The sequence below is a fragment of the Pseudomonas bubulae genome (genome assembly GCF_900618535.1).
Taxonomy (GTDB): domain Bacteria; phylum Pseudomonadota; class Gammaproteobacteria; order Pseudomonadales; family Pseudomonadaceae; genus Aquipseudomonas; species Aquipseudomonas bubulae.
This window is the reverse complement of sequence record NZ_UYJA01000003.1, coordinates 321,651-341,778: the sequence shown is the minus strand read 5'-3', so window position 1 is coordinate 341,778 and position 20,128 is coordinate 321,651. Positions and strand designations below refer to the sequence as shown.

Here is a 20,128-nt window from a genome sequence, read left to right as displayed (position 1 = left end):
CTGCAAGCACGGATGTTATGAGTATTTATTACACAAACTGCCCAACTAAAAATATAAATACGTTATATTTCAATGACTTATGAGTTAAGCACTGTTACACAAAGGCGTTTGCCCTTTATTGCCAAGCCCTTGGCTTACGTAAAAAGTAAGTAAAGGCTTACAGCAAGCCACAGGCAATAACCTATCTCGTCCGTGACATTCCATTTCAAAGCCGATTAAATAAACAATTAGTTCAAGTTTGTATAACAACAAGGTCCATATTGTTGTCACATTCGCACTACCGGGCATCACTCAAAACAAACACCCACAAAAAACCCCGATTAGTTCGGGGTTTTTTGTCAGCCGTTCGCGGATTACTGGAACAGCGACTCGCTCGACAGGCCGTTGCGTTCAAGAATTTCTCGCAAGCGCTTGAGCCCTTCAACCTGGATCTGGCGCACACGCTCACGGGTCAGGCCAATTTCCAGCCCTACATCCTCAAGAGTGCTGCTCTCATGGCCACGCAGCCCGAAACGGCGAATCACCACTTCACGCTGCTTGTCTGTGAGCTCGGACAACCACTGATCGATACTTTGCGACAAGTCATCGTCCTGAAGCAGCTCACAAGGGTCTGTGGGCCTGTCATCCGTCAGGGTATCAAGCAGGGTTTTGTCAGAGTCCGGCCCCAAAGACACGTCTACCGAAGACACGCGTTCATTAAGCCCAAGCATGCGCTTGACCTCGGCGACCGGTTTTTCGAGCAGATTGGCGATTTCTTCAGGAGAGGGTTCGTGATCGAGCTTTTGCGTGAGTTCGCGCGCGGCTCGCAGGTAGACGTTCAGCTCTTTTACAACGTGGATCGGCAAACGGATGGTGCGGGTCTGGTTCATGATCGCCCGTTCAATCGTTTGGCGGATCCACCAGGTGGCGTAGGTCGAGAAGCGAAACCCTCGTTCGGGATCGAATTTCTCGACAGCCCGGATCAGGCCCAGGTTGCCTTCTTCGATCAGGTCAAGCAATGACAAACCACGGTTGACGTAACGTCGGGCAATTTTCACCACCAGCCGCAGGTTGCTTTCTATCATTCGCTTGCGCCCGGCCGGGTCGCCGCTTTGCGACAAACGCGCAAAATGGACTTCTTCTGCCGGAGAGAGTAACGGGGAAAAGCCGATTTCATTGAGGTACAACTGGGTCGCATCAAGGGCCCGCGTGTAGTCAATGTACTTGTGCTGTTTTGTAGCAGCTGCTTTTTTGGACTTGGTTCTAGCTGTAGGGGGCGAATCGTCTTCTTCTGACATCAAGTCGCTATCGATGCTGGAGTCCATAAGGAGCACCTCATCGTCGATGTCAAACCCCGGCGCTTCTTTGTTGAGAGCCATTGCAATAGTCCTTTGTTGAGTTCGACCTCAAGCTCAAGCCTCGCCTTAATCCCTGGCAACGCTGGAGCCTGTTCCTTATCCACATCAGGAACAGGCTGGTAACCGATCAACGGCGAGGAAGGAATTGCAATGGATCTACAGGTTTACCTTGGCGGCGAATCTCAAAGTGAAGTTTCACCCGGTCTGTACCAGTTGACCCCATTTCGGCAATTGTCTGTCCGACCTTGACCTGCTGCCCCTCCCGAACCAAAAGCCTGCGGTTGTGACCGTAGGCACTGACGTAGGTATCACTGTGTTTGATGATGATCAGTTCGCCGTAGCCCCTCAATCCACTGCCAGCGTATACAACCGAACCATCAGACGCAGCTAAAACAGGCTGTCCCAAATCGCCGGCGATATCAATACCTTTATTCAAACTACCGTTTGAAGAGAATTTTCCGATCAAAATGCCATTTGAGGGCCATCCCCACCCCTTGGGAGCAGGGCCTGCCGGCATCGGGGCAACCGCTGCGGGGGCACTTGCAGCCGTGGCGGAACGCTTGATAACCGTGGTTTTGCTGCCCGAAGAGGATGACACAACGGTGGTGCTCGAGCCGCCTGCAGGCTGGGTGCCTGAGCGCCCGTCAAAGCGGATGACCTGGCCCGGGACGATGGTGAACGGAGCGGCAATATTGTTGCGTGCAGCCAGGGCCTTCCAGTCCCACCCATAACGAAAGGCAATCGAGAACAAAGTGTCGCCGCGACGCACCGCGTATTGCCCGGTGGTCACGGCCGGGCGCTGGGCCACGCCGTTACGGTCAACGACATTCACGCCATTTTTGGGGGTGCTGGAGCACGCTGCCAACAAAGCCAGTGTGGTACTCAGAAATAGACCGACCACCAGTCTCTGAAAGCTTTTGCTGCTCTTACGCTGCGCAATGACTGTGAGACTCACCCGCCGCTCCCTTTGAAGATGGCTAAATAGTAAAACGCCAGTACTGGCCATGGTTTGCAGCAAGTATAACTGGCTATAGGGCTTTTACAGACTGTAAAGCCGATTGATAAACACAGCGTATAAAACATACACACATACCGGGCAGAGCCCGGGTGATGGGCTTTATGACCCGTACCCTGCCCCAAAATTCACCCGATACGTACAAAGACTCAGGCCAGCGGCCCGTTGAGCAGCGGCACAAAGCGTACATTACCGATCACCCGCCGGGCGAAACCGTGCTCTTCGCGCACGATCAACATCAACTGCTGCATCTCGCCGGCACCCACCGGGATCACCAGGCGCCCGCCAGGGGCCAGTTGGTCGAGCAGTGCCTGCGGCACATCAGTGGCTACAGCGGTGACGATAATGCCGTTGTAAGGCGCCAGCGCAGGCCAGCCCTCCCACCCATCGCCCCAGCGGAACACCACATTGCGCAGGTTGAGCTCAAGCAATCGCTCCTTGGCCCGGTCCTGCAGCACCTTGATGCGCTCGACCGAAAAAATCCGCTCGACCAGCTGCGACAGCACGGCGGTCTGGTACCCCGAACCGGTGCCGATCTCCATGACCTTGTCCAGCGGCCCGTCCTCAAGCAACAGCTCGCTCATGCGCGCCACCATGTAAGGCTGGGAGATGGTCTGGTTATTGCCGATCGGCAGCGCCGTATCTTCGTACGCCCTGTGCGCCAGGGCTTCATCCACAAACAGATGACGTGGCGTGCGGCGAATGACCTCGAGCACGTTCTGGTTAACGATGCCCTCTTCACGCAGGCGCTGAATCAGCCGCTCACGGGTGCGCTCAGAGGTCATGCCAATGCCGCGGTGCATCATGCCATCCTGCTCGCGCGCCATCAGCCCATGCCCTCCAGCCAGTCATTGAGGCTGTTGAAACCATCACCAAAGGTGCGATCCAGTTGCAGCGGCGTGATCGATACATAACCCTGCATCACGGCATGGAAGTCCGTGCCCGGGCCACCGTCTTCGACATCGCCTGCCGCAGCAATCCAGTAACCTGCCTTGCCGCGCGGATCGACCACCCGTACCGGTGCAGCAGCACGGGCACGATGGCCGAGACGGGTGAGTTGAATGCCACGAATCTTCGCCAACGGCAGGTTGGGAATGTTCACATTGAGGACCGTACGCGGCGGCAAGTTCAGCGATGCGTGGGCTTCAAGCAGCTTGCGGGCAAAAAACGCCGCCGTCGGCAGGTTGTCCACCTGGCGGGAGACCAACGAAAAGGCAAAAGAAGGACGATCCAGGAAGCGGCCCTCGAGTGCCGCCGCCACAGTGCCCGAGTACAACACGTCATCACCCAGGTTGGCACCCAGGTTGATGCCCGACACCACCATGTCCGGCTGCTGCTCGAGCAAGCCGTGAATAGCCAGGTGCACGCAATCGGTAGGTGTACCGTTGATGCTGATAAAGCCATTGGCCAGGGTATGAGGATGCAGGGGACGGTCCAGCGTCAGCGAACTGCTGGCGCCACTTTTGTCCTGCTCGGGGGCAACTACCACGCACTCGGCGTAGTCGGCCAGCGCACCATAAAGCGCGGCCAGGCCCGGAGCTGTTACCCCGTCATCGTTTGAAATCAGAATACGCATAAGGTGTCCGCTTGATCCAACGTCACCAGATCAACAAGCTCGCGCACCAGAACAGTGGCGAAGCATCCTGGCGGCAGAACAAATTCCAGTTGCAGAATGTCAGGCTGAGGATAATGCCACGTCAACCGGCCAATGGGCAGTCGCAGGATACGTCGCTCATGGCTCATGCCGGCGCGTACCAGCCAGTCACGCAAATCGGCTTCACGCTCTGCAATTGACTGCTCCAGCGCGTGGGTGGCGCCAGTGGTCGGTGATTCGCCCTCGCCCCACTGCGGGCCGGTGGGGTGCAGATCGAGAATGGCCAGGCGCGGGTCGCTGCATTCAGCCTCGCCCGCCGGGAAAAAGCTGCGGCTGTCAGTAAAAGCCAGTAAATCGCCAACTTGCGCCCGTTGCCAGCAGCCATCGGCCACCCGTGCGGCCAGCACCTGATTGAACAGATAGCTGCGCGCGGTGGACAGCAGCCGCGAACGAACGTTGCGCTGCTCAGGCAAGGCCTTGCGCGCCGCATAATCACGGGCTTCGCCCAGATTGCCGCCCTGCCAGCCAAAGCGCTGGCTACCGAAATAGTTCGGTACACCCTGCTTGGCGATCAGTTGCAGGCGTTGCTCCAGCGCGTCCTTGTCGGCGTTCAGTTGCGTCAGGCGCAAGGTGAAACCATTGGCCGCATGGGCTCCACGCTGCAATTTGCGCTTGTGTCGCGAGGTCTTGAGAATCTTCAGCGTGTCGTTTTCGGCGCCCGACAGATCAGGGTCTGCCTTGCCCGGCAGTTGCACGCTGAACCACTGGCGGGTCAATGCCTGGCGGTCCTTGAGGCCTGCATAGCTGACGGTGCGCAGCGGCACGCCTGCCGCCTTGGCAAGGCGCCGGGCCGCCTCCTCGGTATTCAGGCCGCGCTTCTCGACCCACAACCACAGGTGCTCGCCATCTCCGGACAGCGGTATATCAAGCACTTCGTCGACTTGAAAATCTTCAGCCGTGGCCTTGAGTACAGCCGTGCCCAATGCCTCGCCATAAGCGAGCGGGCCCAGCAGATCGAACTCGTTCATGAGCGAACCAACAAGGCAATGGAATGCACTGCGATGCCTTCTTCACGCCCAACGAAGCCGAGCTTCTCGGTGGTCGTGGCCTTTACGTTTACCTGGTCCAAATCAACCTCTAGATCCGCGGCAATCAGCGCACGCATCGTTTCAATATGCGGCGCCATTTTTGGTGCCTGGGCAATGATGGTGTTGTCGACATTGCCGACTTTCCAGCCCTTGGCATGGATCAGACCGACGACATGACGCAACAGAACGCGACTGTCAGCGCCCTTGAAGGTCGGATCGGTGTCCGGGAAATGCTTGCCGATATCGCCAAGCGCTGCAGCGCCCAGCAAGGCGTCGCTCAGGGCGTGCAACAGCACATCGCCATCAGAGTGGGCCAACAGCCCGAATTTATGGGAGATCCGCACGCCGCCCAACGTAATGAAATCGCCTTCAGCGAAACAGTGCACATCATAGCCGTGGCCAATACGCATAAAAAAACGCCCCGATTAAGTCAGGGCGTGATTCTACCTACTATTAAGCACTTAGTGCGCTTGCGTGGTGACGCAAGTGGTCGTCAATAAAGCTGGCGATGAAGAAATAGCTATGGTCGTAGCCCGGTTGCAAACGCAAGGTCAGCGGGTAATCGGCTAGCCTGGCGGCCTGTTGCAGCACTTCAGGCTTGAGCTGAACAGCCAGGAAGTCATCGCGATCTCCCTGATCGACCAGCAACGGCAGCCTTTCACTGGCCTCGCCAATCAGCACACTGGCATCCCACTCACGCCAGCGCGCCCGCTCTTCTCCCAGGTAATGGGAGAATGCCTTTTGCCCCCACGGGCAATCCATCGGATTGCTGATGGGCGCAAACGCCGACACCGACTGGTAACGCCCCGGATTACGCAACGCGCAAACCAACGCCCCGTGCCCACCCATCGAGTGTCCGCTGATGCCACGCTTTTGCGAAGCCGGGAAATGCGCTTCGACCAGAGCCGGCAATTCCTGCACCACATAATCGTGCATCTGATAGTGCTGGGCCCACGGCTGCTGAGTGGCATTCAGATAGAACCCTGCACCCAGGCCGAAATCCCACGCCCCCTGCGGGTCATCGGGCACGCCTTCGCCACGGGGGCTGGTGTCCGGTGCGACGATGATAAGGCCCAATTCGGCAGCCATCTTCATGGCCCCGGCCTTGTGCATGAAGTTTTCGTCGGTACAGGTCAAACCCGACAGCCAATACACTACAGGCAGCTTTGCGCCCTGCTCCGCCTGCGGCGGCAAGTACACGGCAAACACCATGTCGCAGCCCAGCACTTCGGACCGGTGCTTGTAACGCTTGTGCCAACCGCCAAAGCTCTTCTGGCAGGAAATGTTCTCAAGAGACATGGGCAACTCCAGACCACAAGACAAACACCCCCCTGTGGGAGCAAGCCCGCTCCCACAGGTGTTTTATGGCGTTCGACTTGCCGCAGTTATTTAGAAATGGATGACAGTGCGGATGCTTTTGCCTTCATGCATCAGGTCAAAAGCCTTATTGATATCTTCCAGGCCCATGGTGTGGGTGATGAAAGTATCCAGCGGGATCTCGCCGCTTTGTGCCATATCCACATAGCTCGGCAATTCGCTGCGGCCGCGCACGCCACCAAATGCCGAACCGCGCCAGACGCGACCGGTCACCAGCTGGAACGGACGGGTGGAAATTTCCTGCCCCGCACCTGCCACGCCAATAATCACCGACTCGCCCCATCCCTTGTGGCAGCACTCCAGTGCCGCACGCATCAACTGCACATTGCCGATGCACTCAAAGGAAAAATCGACACCGCCATCGGTCATGTCGACTATCACTTCCTGAATCGGGCGATCGAAGTCTTTCGGGTTCACGCAATCAGTAGCACCCAGCTGTCGGGCGATTTCAAACTTGGCCGGGTTGATATCAATGGCTATGATCCGCGCCGCCTTCGCTTTCACCGCACCGATTACCGCAGACAGGCCAATACCGCCCAGACCGAAGATGGCCACGGTGTCGCCCGGCTTGACCTTGGCCGTGTTCAGCACCGCGCCGATCCCGGTCGTCACGCCGCAACCCAGCAGACACACCTTCTCCAGAGGAGCGTCCTTCTGAATTTTTGCGACCGAAATCTCAGGGAGCACGGTGTATTCGGAAAAGGTCGAAGTGCCCATGTAGTGGAAAATCGGCTGACCTTTGTAGGAGAAGCGCGTGGTGCCATCAGGCATCAAGCCCTTGCCCTGGGTGGCACGAATGGCCTGACACAGGTTGGTCTTGCCCGACAGGCAGAATTTGCACTTGCCACATTCAGGGGTGTACAGAGGGATGACATGATCGCCGACCGCAACCGAGGTCACGCCTTCGCCGATGGCTTCAACGATGGCACCGCCTTCATGGCCCAGGATCGACGGGAAGATGCCTTCCGGGTCTGCGCCCGACAAGGTGTAGGCATCGGTATGGCAAACACCCGAGGCCACAACCCGCAGCAGCACTTCGCCAGCCTTGGGCATGGCAACGTCTACTTCCACGATTTCCAGCGGCTTTTTGGCTTCGAACGCAACGGCGGCACGTGACTTGATCATCGATCGTCTCCAGCAAAGTAAAAACAAGACGCAGAGTGTAAATCAGCGCCAGGTGATTAATAATCCAGGCAAAAGCAAAACATTATTGCCATGCAGGGATAATCAACCATGAATGAGAACCGCTGGGAAGGTATAGACGAATTTGTCGCTGTGGCCGAATGTGGCCAATTCACAGCGGCGGCCGAACGTCTTGGCGTCTCTTCATCCCATATCAGCCGCCAGGTAGCGCGACTTGAAGAGCGATTGCAGACCCGCCTGTTTTATCGCAGTACCCGCAAGGTAACGCTGACCGAAGCCGGGCAGACTTTTTTGCAGCATTGCCAGCGCCTGCAAGACGGACGTGAAGAAGCACTGCGTGCCATCGGTGATCTGGCCAGCGAACCCAAGGGCATGTTGCGCATGACCTGTGCCGTGGCCTATGGCGAACGTTTTATCGTGCCGCTGGTTACGCGCTTTATGGGGCTGTACCCGCAATTGCGGGTGGACATCGAACTGAGCAACCGGCCATTGGACCTGGTGCATGAAAGCCTGGATCTGGCGATCCGCCTGGGGCGCTTGCAGGACTCAAGACTGGTAGCCACGCGCCTGGCTCCCAGGCGCATGTATATGTGCGCCTCGCCCTCCTACCTGGAACGTTACGGGCGCCCCCATAGCCTGTCGGAATTGAGCCGGCACAATTGTCTGATTGGCAGTTCAGATCTATGGCAATTGCAGCAGGACGGCCGCGAATTTTCGCAACGGGTGCAAGGGAACTGGCGATGCAACAGTGGGCAGGCTGTACTGGATGCTGCGTTACAGGGTGTAGGGATTTGTCAGTTGCCGGACTATTACGTGCTGGAGCACTTGAAGACCGGGACGCTGGTGTCGTTGCTCGACACCCACCAGCCCCCCAACACCGCAGTATGGGCGCTGTACCCGCAACAGCGGCACTTGTCGCCCAAAGTCAGAAAGCTGGTTGATTACTTGAAGGAGGGGTTGGCCAGGCGGGAGGAATACCAGGAGAGGGAGCAGTAGTTTTTAACAGTGGGAGCGGGCTTGCTCGCGATGCAGACGACTCGGTCTGTCAGGCAAATTCAGGTGATACCATCGCGAGCAAGCCCGCTCCCACAAGAACCTCAGCAGGTTCTGATCAGCGCTTGGCCCAACGCAAACGCAACCACTCGAGGTCTTCGGGGCGGGTGACCTTGATATTGTCCGAACGCCCTTCGATCAAACGCGGTGCCAGACCTGCCCACTCCATCGCTGAAGATTCATCGGTGATGGTTGCATCGGCCACCAGACTGTCAGCCAAAGCACGATGCAACGCCCCCAAGCGGAACATCTGCGGCGTATAGGCCTGCCAGATCAAGCTGCGATCCACGGTTTCAACCGCACGCCCCTGCTTGTCCACCCGCTTGAGCGTGTCTCGCGCTGGAACGGCTAGCAAACCACCTACAGGGTCGTCTGCCAATTCACTCAGCAGCTTGTTAAGGTCTTCCCGAGACAGGTTGGGCCTCGCGGCATCATGCACCAACACCCAATCGTCATCTGCCGCGCCCTGCGCATGCAGGTACAACAATGCGTTGAGTACCGAGTCGGCGCGCTCACGCCCGCCGTCTACCCGTACAACCCGAGGGTCGGCAGCACAAGGCAAGGACGGCCAGAAAGGATCATCAAAAGCGACACTGACCACCAGCCCCTTCAGGCCCGGGTGGTCGAGGAAACAGCTGATGCTGTGTTCCAGAATACTGCGTCCGCCCAACTGCAAATATTGTTTGGGACGGTCCGCGGCCATACGGGCACCTACACCCGCGGCAGGAATCACGGCCCAGAAGGCCGGTGACAAATGACTCATTGGGCCAACTGATAGAGGGTTTCACCCTCTTTGATCATGCCCAACTCATGGCGAGCACGTTCTTCAACGGTCTCCATGCCTTTTTTCAGCTCCAGCACTTCCGCATCCAGCACGCGGTTGCGCTCAAGCAGGATTTCGTTTTCAGCACGCTGATCGGCTATTTGCTGGGTCAGGTCAGTAACCTGCGCCAAACTGCCATTACCCACCCACAGGCGATACTGCAGGCCTGCCAGCAGCAAGAGCAAGATTAGAAACAACCAATTGGGACTGCGCATCGAATATCAGGTATCCAGTGAAAAGACAGCCATGCCGACAAACGTAAACAACGAATAATACAAAGCCTGGACGAACCAGGCTTGTATACAGAAGCATCAGATTAGTGTCAAAAGACCCGACTTGGCGAGCTTTCCGACACTACCTGCTGACTTTTTACCATTAAGTACTCAGCCGCGAAACTCGCCACGGCCGTTGTACTTGGCTTTTGCACCCAGTTGCTCTTCGATACGCAGCAATTGGTTGTACTTGGAAACGCGATCGGAACGGCACAGCGAGCCGGTCTTGATCTGGCCAGCGGCGGTACCCACGGCCAGGTCGGCAATGGTGGAATCTTCGGTTTCGCCGGAGCGGTGCGAGATCACAGCCGTGTAACCTGCAGCCTTGGCCATCTGGATGGCTTCCAGGGTTTCGGTCAGGGTGCCGATCTGGTTGAACTTGATCAGGATCGAGTTGGCGATGCTCTTGTCGATGCCTTCTTTCAGGATCTTGGTGTTGGTAACGAACAGGTCGTCGCCTACCAGCTGTACTTTCTCACCGATTTTGTCGGTCAGAATTTTCCAGCCATCCCAGTCAGACTCGTCCAGACCGTCTTCGATGGAGATGATCGGGTAACGCTGGGTCAGACCCTTGAGGTATTCAGCAAAACCTTCGGAGCTGAACACCTGGCCTTCGCCCGACAGGTTGTACTTGCCGTCTTCGTAGAATTCACTCGCCGCGCAGTCCAGCGCCAGGGTCACGTCGGTGCCCAGGGTGTAACCGGCATTGGCGATGGCTTCGGAAATGACTTTCAGAGCATCTTCGTTGGACGCCAGGTTCGGTGCGAAACCACCTTCGTCGCCCACTGCGGTGTTCAGGCCACGGGCCTTGAGCACTGCTTTGAGGTGATGGAAGATTTCGGTGCCCATGCGCAGCGCGTCAGAAAAGGTTTTGGCGCCAACCGGCTGAACCATGAACTCTTGAATGTCGACGTTGTTATCGGCGTGCTCGCCACCGTTGATGATGTTCATCATCGGAACCGGCATCGAGTAAACACCCGGAGTGCCGTTCAGGTTGGCGATGTGTGCGTACAGCGGCAGATCCTGGTCCTGGGCAGCAGCTTTGGCAGCAGCCAACGACACGGCCAGGATGGCGTTGGCGCCCAGGGAGCCTTTGTTCTCAGTACCGTCCAGCGCGATCATCGCGTGGTCCAGCGCCTTTTGGTCAACCGGGTCTTTACCCAGCAGCAAATCACGAATCGGGCCGTTGATGTTGGCAACGGCTTTCAGCACGCCTTTGCCCAGGTAACGGCTTTTGTCGCCATCACGCAGTTCCAGCGCTTCACGGGAACCGGTGGAAGCACCGGACGGCGCGCAAGCGCTGCCGATGATGCCGTTGTCGAGAAGCACGTCCGCTTCCACAGTGGGATTGCCACGGGAGTCGAGAACTTCACGACCTTTGATGTCGACGATCTTTGCCATTGTTGTAAATACTCCAAAGTTGACGAAAACGACGCAGCTGAGGGAAATATTGTTATCGGCGGCAAGGGTCAAATAGCGGGCAGCCTTGCGGGCGATAAGGCTCGGGCCCTGAGGCCCGAGAAATCGTGCGGTACTTTACCGGAGAAACGAGGGTTACGCGGTTTCTATTGTCGGAAAACTTTTAACCAACTCATCCAGCGACTTCAGCTGAGCCAGGAATGGCTCCAGCTTGTCCAGGCGCAAGGCACAAGGGCCGTCGCACTTGGCGTTGTCAGGATCCGGGTGTGCTTCCAGGAACAGACCGGCCAGGCTCTGGCTGATACCAGCCTTGGCCAGGTCGGTTACCTGGGCACGACGACCACCGGCAGAGTCCGAGCGACCGCCAGGCATTTGCAGCGCATGGGTCACGTCGAAAAACACCGGGTATTCGAACTGCTTCATGATGCCGAAGCCCAGCATGTCGACAACAAGGTTGTTGTAGCCAAAGCTGGAACCACGTTCGCAGAGGATCAACTGATCATTGCCCGCTTCTTCGCATTTGCTCAGGATGTGTTTCATTTCCTGAGGCGCAAGGAACTGGGCTTTTTTGATGTTGATCACGGCGCCGGTCTTGGCCATGGCCACGACCAGGTCAGTTTGACGCGACAGGAAAGCCGGCAACTGGATGATGTCGCAGACCTCGGCGACCACGGCCGCTTGCGCAGGCTCGTGGACGTCGGTAATCAGCGGCACACCGAAGGCGGCCTTGATGTCCTGAAAAATCCGCATGCCTTCTTCGAGGCCTGGGCCACGGTAAGAGCTGACAGATGAACGATTGGCCTTGTCGAAACTGGCCTTGAACACGTAAGGAATACCGAGCTTTTCGGTGACCCGTACGTACTCTTCGCAAACCTGCATGGCCATATCACGGCTTTCCAGCACGTTCATGCCACCGAACAAGACCATTGGCTTGTCGTTGGCAATTTCGATATTGCCTACACGGATAATCTTTTGCGCCATTCTGATTACGCCTTCTTCTCGTGTTGCGCCAGTGCAGCTTTGACGAAACCGGTGAACAATGGATGGCCATCACGTGGCGTGGAGGTGAACTCCGGGTGGAACTGGCAAGCGACAAACCAAGGATGGTCCGGAGCTTCAACCACTTCTACCAACGCGCCGTCACCGGAACGACCGGTCACTTTCAGGCCTGCTTCGGTCAGTTGCGGCAGCAGGTTATTGTTCACTTCATAGCGATGACGATGACGTTCAACAATCACGTCCTTGGCATAGCAATCGTGAACCAGGGAACCGGCTTGCAGCTGGCAATCCTGCGCGCCCAGACGCATGGTGCCGCCCAGGTCGGAAGTTTCGGTACGGGTTTCGACTGCACCGGTGGCATCTTCCCACTCGGTGATCAGACCGACAACCGGATGGCCGCTGCTGCGATCGAATTCGGTGGAGTTGGCGTCTTTCCAGCCCAGCACATTACGTGCGAACTCGATAACCGCTACTTGCATGCCCAGGCAGATACCCAGGTATGGCACCTTGTTCTCGCGTGCATATTGAACGGCAGTGATCTTGCCTTCGACGCCGCGCAGACCGAAGCCGCCCGGAACCAGAATGGCATCACAGCCTTCAAGCAGCTCGGTGCCTTTGTTTTCGATGTCTTCGGAGTCGATATAGCGCAGGTTGACCTTGGTACGGTTGGAAATACCGGCGTGGCTCATCGCTTCGATCAGCGACTTGTACGCGTCCAGCAGTTCCATGTACTTGCCGACCATCGCGATGGTGACTTCGTGCTCCGGGTTCAGCTTGGCGTCGACGACCTTGTCCCACTCGGACAGGTCGGCGCTGTTGCATTCCAGGCCAAAGCGCTCAACGACGAAATCATCCAGGCCCTGAGCGTGCAGCATGCCCGGGATCTTGTAGATGGTGTCGGCGTCTTCCAGCGAAATGACAGCACGTTCCTCAACGTTGGTGAACAGCGCGATCTTGCGACGCGAAGACACATCAACGTGGTGATCGGAGCGGCAGATCAGTACGTCTGGCTGCAGGCCGATGGAACGCAGCTCTTTAACCGAGTGCTGTGTAGGTTTGGTTTTCGTTTCGCCAGCGGTGGCAATGTACGGAACCAGAGTCAGGTGCATCAGCATGGCGCGCTTGGCGCCCACTTCGATGCGCAGCTGACGGATAGCTTCGAGGAACGGTTGCGACTCAATGTCACCCACAGTGCCGCCAATCTCAACCATCGCTACGTCGGCATCGCCGGCGCCCTTGATGATCCGACGTTTGATTTCGTCGGTGATGTGCGGAATTACCTGAATGGTTGCACCCAGGTAATCACCACGGCGCTCCTTGCGCAGGACGTGTTCGTAAACGCGGCCCGTGGTGAAGTTGTTGTTCTGGGTCATGGTCGTGCGGATAAACCGCTCGTAATGGCCCAAGTCCAGGTCGGTTTCGGCGCCGTCGTGCGTGACGAACACTTCACCGTGCTGGAACGGGCTCATGGTGCCCGGATCAACGTTGATGTAGGGGTCCAGCTTCAGCATGGTGACCTTAAGTCCCCGCGCCTCCAGGATGGCTGCCAATGAAGCCGAGGCAATGCCTTTCCCCAATGAAGAAACAACACCGCCCGTGACGAAGATGTAGCGCGTCATGAAAAACCCTAGAAGTCTGCGTTAAAGCGGTCAGAGCCGCCGGGGAAAGCGAAGGAAGGCCGAAGCCCCCAATCACCAGCATTAGTCACAGTGCACCTTTCGAAAAACTGCTGCGTTGAAACAGACCGATGGAAACCACCGGTTCGATGCAAGCCACACATTTTTTTAAAATCGCCCAGCAAAGACTGCTTGGTAATCGGCAACATCTGCAATTCTGGTGAATCCACAGAAGTTGTATCAAGAAGGGAGCGTAGTCTACCGGAAACCCCCTTTCAGCTCAAACCTTGATCGCTCGAAGTTGGCAGCCACTGCAATTTCCAGTGCCCACAGGGGCTGGAGTCCAGTCCAGGGAGGTTTGCCACGGCCAATAACTGCTCATTGCGGTACAGAAGCGGCAATCTGCCACGGGCAAACAACGGAACACCTCGCTCGTTGAGCAGCCGCTTGAGATCACGATGACCGCGCTGTGCCTGCGCCATCACTTCGCCCCCTAGACGATAGCTCACTTGCAAAGGGCCATCCGGGATATCCCCGACAAAATGCACACGACCATTACCCGGCAGCGCCAGGGCCTGATCAGGACAGGGCCACAACACGGGGGCGATCGGTTGGTGCAACCATTCGCCGGCCAGCCACCAAATACGCCCACCGGCACGATGCAACTCGCCGTCTGCGAGCTTCCACACCGGCTGCGCATCGATGCGGGCATCCCGCAGGGCATCCCACCCCGCCCAATGGTCGGTGTCCGGCAATGACGTGAAGGCTGACAGCCAGTGACGCAAGGCATTGCGCTGACGGGCAGGTGACAGGCTGGCGATGGCGGTCAGTTCCAGGGAGGGCAAGCCAAGCCAGGCAAACTCGCTGGTAGAGCCCGCAGCGTGCAAATCCTGCTGGGCCAGTTCATCCAGCAAACCCTGCGCCTCGGCACAGTGCGCTGCGCTGCGGGCCATGCTGGCAGCCGCCTGGGGCCAGCGCCGAGCGAGGATCGGAAGGACTTCATGGCGCAGGAAATTGCGGGAAAAATCTGTCTGGGTGTTAGACGGGTCCTCAATCCAGCTCAGACCCTGTGTTCGGGCATATGACTCAAGCTGGGCGCGGGACACGTCCAGCAAAGGCCGGCACAGGTGTCCTGCGCCCAGGCGACGCTGGCGCGGCATGCCCGCCAGGCCGCCGACCCCCGCCCCGCGCAACAGGCGAAACAACAGGGTTTCAGCCTGGTCATCGCGATGCTGCCCGAGCAGCAGCACCTCCCCGGCACCGCTGATCGCCGCAAACGCCTGATAGCGCGCATCCCGCGCTGCACGCTCGACACTTGCGCCCGCCTGCACCTGCACGGCAATCACCTGCAAGGGCACTCCAAGCCCCTTACACAGTGCCTGACAATGGGCTGGCCACGCATCGGCCGCCGCCTGTAGGCCATGATGCACATGGACAGCGGTGATAGGCGGTAATGAGTGGGTTTTACGTAATTGAACGAGAAGGTGCAGCAGAACGGTGGAATCGAGTCCGCCGGAGAGCGCGACGTGCCAGGCCTTGGCGTTGCGCCAGGGGCCGAGGGCTTGCAGAAGTAGAGTTGACATGTCAGCCATTAAAAGCCCCTCACCCTAGCCCTCTCCCGGAGGGAGAGGGGACTGACCGCACGCGGTAGCGAGAACACCACCAATCAGCTCCCTCTCCCTCCGGGAGAGGGTTGGGGTGAGGGCCGGTTTTAATCAGGTATCAGAGACCGTAGCTCATCAAACGATCATAACGACGTTTGAGCAGGGCTTCGTGATCCAGCTTCTTGAGCATGTCGAGCTGGGAAATCAGATCGGCACGAATGCTCGCAGAAGCCGCAGCCGGGTCACGGTGCGCGCCGCCCAATGGCTCGCCAATCACCTTGTCGACGATGCCCAGGCCTTTCAGACGTTCTGCAGTGATACCCATGGCTTCAGCTGCGTCCGGCGCTTTTTCGGCGGTTTTCCACAGAATCGAGGCGCAACCTTCCGGCGAGATCACCGCGTAGGTCGAGTACTGCAGCATGTTCAACTGGTCGCACACGCCAATGGCCAATGCACCGCCCGAACCGCCTTCGCCGATAACGGTGGCGATGATAGGGGTTTTCAGGCGCGACATGACGCGCAGGTTCCAGGCAATGGCTTCGCTCTGGTTGCGCTCTTCGGCGTCGATACCCGGGTAAGCACCCGGCGTGTCGATAAAGGTCAGGATCGGCATCTTGAAGCGCTCGGCCATTTCCATCAGACGGCAGGCCTTGCGGTAGCCTTCAGGGCGTGGCATACCGAAGTTGCGTCGTACCTTTTCACGCACTTCACGGCCTTTCTGATGACCAATCACCATCACTGGCTGATCGTCCAGACGGGCAATACCGCCAACAATGGCAGCGTCATCGGCAAAGTGGCGGTCGCCATGCAGCTCATCGAACTCGGTGAAGATGTGATCGATGTAGTCCAGCGTGTAGGGACGACGCGGGTGACGGGCCAAACGGGCAATCTGCCAGCTGGTCAGCTTGCCGAAAATATCTTCAGTCAGCGTTTTGCTTTTGTCTTGCAGACGAGAGATTTCATCACTGATATTCAGCGAGTTGTCATTACCAACCAAGCGCAACTCTTCGATTTTGGCTTGCAGGTCAGCAATCGGCTGTTCGAAATCAAGAAAATTCGGGTTCATAAGCATCCGTCTTGGGTCGGCGGCAAAGCATGCCAGAGGGTCTGAAGCCCAGCAATTGCTGGCGTTTCTAACCGAGCTGGGGCAGCCGGTTGATCTGTATCGCGCCTACCTTAAGGGACAGGCGCTCTCAGGTCGAGATTAAAAATTCAGGTCGAGGTCAGGGCGCAGCTATGGCCCCTGACCGTCAACGGTATTGGAGGAAGACGTTGTCTCGCCCGAACTGGTCACGCAGGGCTTGAATCAAGCTGTCTGCCGGATCGATCCGCCAGGTCTCGCCAAACTGCAGCATGGCCTTGGCCTCTTCGCCCGTGTACTCCATGGTGACAGGACAGGCTCCGCGATGTTTTTTCAGCAACTCGCCCAGATTACGCAACTGATCACCCTTGAGCGCGTCCCGGTTCACTTTCAAGCGCAAGCTCTCGGCCAGACTGGTGCGTGCATCTTCCATGCTCATCACCCGCTTGACCCGCAGGCGCAGGCCACCGGAGAAGTCGTCATTGCTGACTTCACCTTCGACCACCACCATCGCATCAGTCTGCAACAGCGACTGCGCCGAATGAAACGCCTCGGCAAACAACGACGCTTCAATGCGCGCCGAACGGTCATCGAGAGTGATAAAGCCCATCTTGTCGCCTTTTTTGTTCTTCATCACCCGCAACGCGATAATCATCCCGGCAACGGTCTGGGTATCACGGGCTGGCTTGAGATCAATAATGCGCTGGCGGGCAAAGCGGCGGATCTCGCCCTCGTACTCGTCAATCGGATGGCCGGTCAGGTACAGGCCCAGAGTGTCCTTCTCGCCTTTGAGTCGCTCCTTGAGCGTCAGTTCCCTGGCCTTGCGGTGGTGGGCATAGACGTCCGCATCAGCCTCGACAAACAACCCGCCAAACAGGTCGGCGTGCCCGCTGTCATGGGTGCGCGCAGTTTGTTCGGCTGCCTTGATCGCTTCTTCCAGCGCCGACAGCAACACCGCACGGTTCTGGTCGATGTTGGCTTGCCAGGCCTTGGGCTCGTCATGGAAAAACGGCCCCAGGCGGTCAAGGGCACCGCTGCGGATCAGGCCATCAAGAGTACGCTTGTTGATACGTTTGAGGTCAACCCGGGCGCAGAAATCGAACAAATCCTTGAACGGGCCGTCCTGACGCGCCTCGGTAATGGCCTCGACAGGCCCCTCGCCCACCCCCTTGATCGCCCCCAGGCCATAAATGATCCGGCCTTCATCGTTCACCGTGAACTTGAACTCCGAGGCATTCACATCCGGCGCATCGAGACGCAGCTTCATGCTGCGAATCTCTTCGATCAGGATCACCACCTTGTCGGTGTTGTGCATATCCGCCGACAGTACCGCGGCCATAAATGGCGCCGGGTAGTGGGTTTTCAGCCAGGCGGTCTGGTACGACACCAGGCCGTAGGCAGCGGAGTGGGATTTGTTGAAACCGTAACCGGCGAATTTTTCCACCAGGTCGAAAATGTTACCGGCCAGGTCAGCGTCAATATTGTTATTGGCGCAACCTTCAATAAAGCCACCGCGCTGCTTGGCCATTTCTTCAGGTTTTTTCTTGCCCATGGCCCGACGCAGCATGTCAGCGCCGCCGAGGGTATACCCGGCCATGACCTGGGCAATCTGCATCACCTGTTCCTGATACAGGATGATGCCGTAAGTGGGTGCCAATACCGGCTTGAGGCCTTCGTACTGATAATCGGAGTGCGGGTACGCCAGTTCGGCACGGCCGTGCTTACGGTTGATAAAGTCATCAACCATGCCTGACTGCAGCGGCCCTGGACGGAACAGGGCCACCAGTGCGATCAAGTCTTCCAGGCAGTCGGGCTTGAGCTTTTTGATCAGCTCTTTCATGCCGCGCGACTCGAGCTGGAACACCGCGGTGGTTTCGGCCTTTTGCAGCAACTGGTAGGTCGGCTTGTCGTCCAGCGGGATAAAGGCGATATCCAGCGGCGGCTCGTCGACCTTGGCGCGATCGCGGTTGATGGTTTTCAACGCCCAGTCGATCACTGTCAGGGTCCGCAGACCGAGGAAGTCGAACTTCACCAGGCCAGCAGACTCAACGTCATCCTTGTCGAACTGGGTAACCAGACCACCACCCTCTTCGTCGCAGTAAATCGGCGAGAAGTCAGTCAGTTTGGTCGGTGCGATCACCACACCACCGGCGTGCTTGCCGACGTTACGTACAACGCCTTCAAGCTTGCGGGCCATTTCCCAGATTTCGGCCGCTTCTTCATCGACCTTGATAAAGTCGCGCAGGATTTCCTCCTGCTCGAAGGCTTTTTCCAGGGTCATACCGACTTCAAACGGAATCATCTTCGACAGACGATCCGCCAGGCCGTAGGACTTGCCCTGCACCCGCGCCACGTCACGGATTACCGCCTTGGCGGCCATCGAACCGAAAGTGATGATCTGGCTTACCGCGTTGCGTCCGTATTTTTCGGCCACATACTCGATTACCCGGTCGCGACCATCCATGCAGAAGTCGACGTCGAAGTCGGGCATCGATACCCGTTCCGGGTTAAGGAATCGTTCGAACAGGAGGTCGTATTCCAGCGGATCAAGGTCGGTGATCTTCTGTACATAGGCCACCAGCGAGCCGGCACCCGACCCCCGGCCCGGCCCTACCGGTACGCCATTGCTCTTGGCCCACTGAATAAAGTCCATCACGATCAGGAAGTAACCCGGGAACCCCATCTGGATGATGATATCCAGTTCGAAATTCAGCCGGTCGACATACACCTGACGCTTGGTGTCGTAATCCTCGGTGGTGTCTTTGGGCAGCAGAACGCTCAGGCGCTCTTCCAGGCCGTCAAATGACACCTTGCGGAAATATTCATCGATGGTCATGCCATCAGGGATCGGGAAGTTGGGCAAAAAGTGAGTGCCCAGCTTTACTTCGATATTGCAGCGTTTGGCAATTTCAACCGTGTTTGCCAAAGCATCAGGCAAGTCACTGAACAGCTCGGCCATTTCCTCGGCGCTTTTCAGATACTGCTGATCGCTGTAATTCTTGGAGCGACGCGGGTCGTCCAGTGCCCGGCCCTCACCAATGCAGACGCGGGTTTCGTGAGCCTCAAAGTCCTGTTGCCTGATAAAGCGCACATCGTTGGTTGCCACCAGCGGCGCGCCGATCTTGTCTGCCAGGGCCACAGCCGCATGCAGATGCTCTTCGTCATTGGGACGCTTGGTGCGCTGCACTTCGATATAGAAGCGGTCAGGGAACACCGTCATCCATTCTCGGGCCAGGGTCTCGGCTTCTTCAGTGTTGCCACTGATCAGCGCGACACCGATCTCGCCCTCTTTCGCAGCCGACAGCATGATCAGGCCATCGGCGGCCTCGGCTACCCACTCGCGCTCGATGATGACCTGGCCATTGCGCTGGCCATCGATGTAACCACGGGAGATCAGCTCGGTCAGGTTGCGATAGCCCAACGGGTTCATCGCCAACAGGCTGATACGGCTGAGGGGGTTTTCAGGGTCCTTGTTCGACAGCCACAGGTCTGCACCACTGATCGGCTTGATGCCGCCGCCCATGGCCGCCTTGTAGAACTTGACCAGGGAGCACATGTTGTTCTGATCGGTCACCGCGACAGCGGGCATATTCATGCCGGCCAGAGTTTTGATCAGCGGTTTGATCCGCACCAGGCCATCGACCAGGGAGTATTCAGTGTGCAGGCGCAGGTGAACGAATGAAGCCGGCATGGTGATCCTGTCTATA

Annotated in this window: 17 protein-coding genes; 1 reads left to right on the top strand and 16 read right to left on the bottom strand. The window is 57.7% G+C overall.

Annotation, left to right across the window (positions count from 1 at the left end):
• Positions 1 to 353: 353 nt before the first annotated feature.
• From rpoS to PPTH39_RS12525, 8 genes are all read right to left on the bottom strand, one after another.
• A complete protein-coding gene (rpoS, locus tag PPTH39_RS12560; protein ID WP_095001330.1) occupies positions 354 to 1,358 on the bottom strand; it encodes an RNA polymerase sigma factor RpoS in 1,005 nt (334 codons plus the stop codon).
• Positions 1,359 to 1,464: 106 nt separating this feature from the next.
• A complete protein-coding gene (locus tag PPTH39_RS12555; protein WP_095020572.1) occupies positions 1,465 to 2,292 on the bottom strand; it encodes a peptidoglycan DD-metalloendopeptidase family protein in 828 nt (275 codons plus the stop codon).
• Positions 2,293 to 2,501: 209 nt separating this feature from the next.
• Complete coding sequence (locus tag PPTH39_RS12550; protein WP_169916772.1) at positions 2,502 to 3,137, bottom strand: protein-L-isoaspartate(D-aspartate) O-methyltransferase; 636 nt, start codon at positions 3,135 to 3,137, stop codon at positions 2,502 to 2,504.
• Between the two features lie 41 nt (positions 3,138 to 3,178).
• A complete protein-coding gene (gene surE, locus PPTH39_RS12545; RefSeq protein WP_095001327.1) occupies positions 3,179 to 3,928 on the bottom strand; it encodes a 5'/3'-nucleotidase SurE in 750 nt (249 codons plus the stop codon).
• A complete protein-coding gene (gene truD / locus PPTH39_RS12540; protein WP_130872022.1) occupies positions 3,916 to 4,974 on the bottom strand; it encodes a tRNA pseudouridine(13) synthase TruD in 1,059 nt (352 codons plus the stop codon). Before truD ends, surE begins: the two co-directional genes overlap by 13 nt.
• Entirely contained in the window at positions 4,971 to 5,444 is a 474-nt protein-coding gene (gene ispF, locus PPTH39_RS12535) for a 2-C-methyl-D-erythritol 2,4-cyclodiphosphate synthase (protein ID WP_095001325.1), read from the bottom strand. Before ispF ends, truD begins: the two co-directional genes overlap by 4 nt.
• A gap of 43 nt (positions 5,445 to 5,487) precedes the next feature.
• Entirely contained in the window at positions 5,488 to 6,339 is an 852-nt protein-coding gene (gene fghA / locus PPTH39_RS12530) for an S-formylglutathione hydrolase (RefSeq protein ID WP_170943723.1), read from the bottom strand.
• An 84-nt stretch (positions 6,340 to 6,423) separates the two neighbouring features.
• Entirely contained in the window at positions 6,424 to 7,536 is a 1,113-nt protein-coding gene (locus tag PPTH39_RS12525) for an S-(hydroxymethyl)glutathione dehydrogenase/class III alcohol dehydrogenase (RefSeq protein ID WP_016782003.1), read from the bottom strand.
• A 108-nt stretch (positions 7,537 to 7,644) separates the two neighbouring features.
• Between PPTH39_RS12525 and PPTH39_RS12520 the strand changes: the two genes are divergently transcribed.
• Positions 7,645 to 8,550, top strand: coding sequence for a LysR substrate-binding domain-containing protein (locus tag PPTH39_RS12520; protein WP_095001323.1), 906 nt, complete (start codon positions 7,645 to 7,647; stop codon positions 8,548 to 8,550).
• Between the two features lie 115 nt (positions 8,551 to 8,665).
• Here the strand turns inward: PPTH39_RS12520 and ispD are convergent, their stop codons facing one another.
• The 8 genes from ispD to dnaE all read right to left on the bottom strand — a co-directional run bounded on the left by ispD (position 8,666) and on the right by dnaE (position 20,112).
• The gene (gene ispD, locus PPTH39_RS12515) at positions 8,666 to 9,370 is read right to left on the bottom strand and encodes a 2-C-methyl-D-erythritol 4-phosphate cytidylyltransferase (RefSeq protein ID WP_095020570.1); all 705 of its coding nucleotides are present in this window, start codon (positions 9,368 to 9,370) and stop codon (positions 8,666 to 8,668) included.
• A complete protein-coding gene (gene ftsB, locus PPTH39_RS12510) occupies positions 9,367 to 9,645 on the bottom strand; it encodes a cell division protein FtsB (RefSeq protein WP_016782000.1) in 279 nt (92 codons plus the stop codon). The genes ispD and ftsB overlap by 4 nt, the downstream gene beginning before the upstream one ends.
• A 168-nt stretch (positions 9,646 to 9,813) precedes the next feature.
• The gene (gene eno, locus PPTH39_RS12505; protein ID WP_095001321.1) at positions 9,814 to 11,103 is read right to left on the bottom strand and encodes a phosphopyruvate hydratase; all 1,290 of its coding nucleotides are present in this window, start codon (positions 11,101 to 11,103) and stop codon (positions 9,814 to 9,816) included.
• A gap of 153 nt (positions 11,104 to 11,256) precedes the next feature.
• Complete coding sequence (kdsA, locus tag PPTH39_RS12500) at positions 11,257 to 12,102, bottom strand: 3-deoxy-8-phosphooctulonate synthase (RefSeq protein WP_016781998.1); 846 nt, start codon at positions 12,100 to 12,102, stop codon at positions 11,257 to 11,259.
• A gap of 5 nt (positions 12,103 to 12,107) precedes the next feature.
• Positions 12,108 to 13,739, bottom strand: coding sequence for a CTP synthase (locus tag PPTH39_RS12495; protein WP_029611550.1), 1,632 nt, complete (start codon positions 13,737 to 13,739; stop codon positions 12,108 to 12,110).
• Positions 13,740 to 14,011: 272 nt separating this feature from the next.
• Complete coding sequence (tilS, locus tag PPTH39_RS12490) at positions 14,012 to 15,328, bottom strand: tRNA lysidine(34) synthetase TilS (protein WP_095023029.1); 1,317 nt, start codon at positions 15,326 to 15,328, stop codon at positions 14,012 to 14,014.
• 130 nt (positions 15,329 to 15,458) lie between these two features.
• The gene (locus PPTH39_RS12485; RefSeq protein WP_016781995.1) at positions 15,459 to 16,406 is read right to left on the bottom strand and encodes an acetyl-CoA carboxylase carboxyltransferase subunit alpha; all 948 of its coding nucleotides are present in this window, start codon (positions 16,404 to 16,406) and stop codon (positions 15,459 to 15,461) included.
• Between the two features lie 184 nt (positions 16,407 to 16,590).
• Positions 16,591 to 20,112 (bottom strand): DNA polymerase III subunit alpha, encoded by a 3,522-nt coding sequence (dnaE, locus tag PPTH39_RS12480; protein WP_095001318.1) that lies wholly within the window; start codon positions 20,110 to 20,112, stop codon positions 16,591 to 16,593.
• Between the last annotated feature and the right edge of the window lie 16 nt (positions 20,113 to 20,128).

Coding starts and splice junctions, on each gene's coding strand:
- PPTH39_RS12550 (WP_169916772.1), bottom strand. CDS start 3,137: ATGACCTCTGAGCGCACCCGTGAGCGGCTGATTCAGCGCCTGCGTGAA.
- kdsA (WP_016781998.1), bottom strand. CDS start 12,102: ATGGCGCAAAAGATTATCCGTGTAGGCAATATCGAAATTGCCAACGAC.
- truD (WP_130872022.1), bottom strand. CDS start 4,974: ATGAACGAGTTCGATCTGCTGGGCCCGCTCGCTTATGGCGAGGCATTG.
- dnaE (WP_095001318.1), bottom strand. CDS start 20,112: ATGCCGGCTTCATTCGTTCACCTGCGCCTGCACACTGAATACTCCCTG.
- eno (WP_095001321.1), bottom strand. CDS start 11,103: ATGGCAAAGATCGTCGACATCAAAGGTCGTGAAGTTCTCGACTCCCGT.
- ispF (WP_095001325.1), bottom strand. CDS start 5,444: ATGCGTATTGGCCACGGCTATGATGTGCACTGTTTCGCTGAAGGCGAT.
- PPTH39_RS12520 (WP_095001323.1), top strand. CDS start 7,645: ATGAATGAGAACCGCTGGGAAGGTATAGACGAATTTGTCGCTGTGGCC.
- PPTH39_RS12485 (WP_016781995.1), bottom strand. CDS start 16,406: ATGAACCCGAATTTTCTTGATTTCGAACAGCCGATTGCTGACCTGCAA.
- tilS (WP_095023029.1), bottom strand. CDS start 15,328: ATGGCTGACATGTCAACTCTACTTCTGCAAGCCCTCGGCCCCTGGCGC.
- PPTH39_RS12525 (WP_016782003.1), bottom strand. CDS start 7,536: ATGATCAAGTCACGTGCCGCCGTTGCGTTCGAAGCCAAAAAGCCGCTG.
- surE (WP_095001327.1), bottom strand. CDS start 3,928: ATGCGTATTCTGATTTCAAACGATGACGGGGTAACAGCTCCGGGCCTG.
- rpoS (WP_095001330.1), bottom strand. CDS start 1,358: ATGGCTCTCAACAAAGAAGCGCCGGGGTTTGACATCGACGATGAGGTG.
- ispD (WP_095020570.1), bottom strand. CDS start 9,370: ATGAGTCATTTGTCACCGGCCTTCTGGGCCGTGATTCCTGCCGCGGGT.
- ftsB (WP_016782000.1), bottom strand. CDS start 9,645: ATGCGCAGTCCCAATTGGTTGTTTCTAATCTTGCTCTTGCTGCTGGCA.
- PPTH39_RS12495 (WP_029611550.1), bottom strand. CDS start 13,739: ATGACGCGCTACATCTTCGTCACGGGCGGTGTTGTTTCTTCATTGGGG.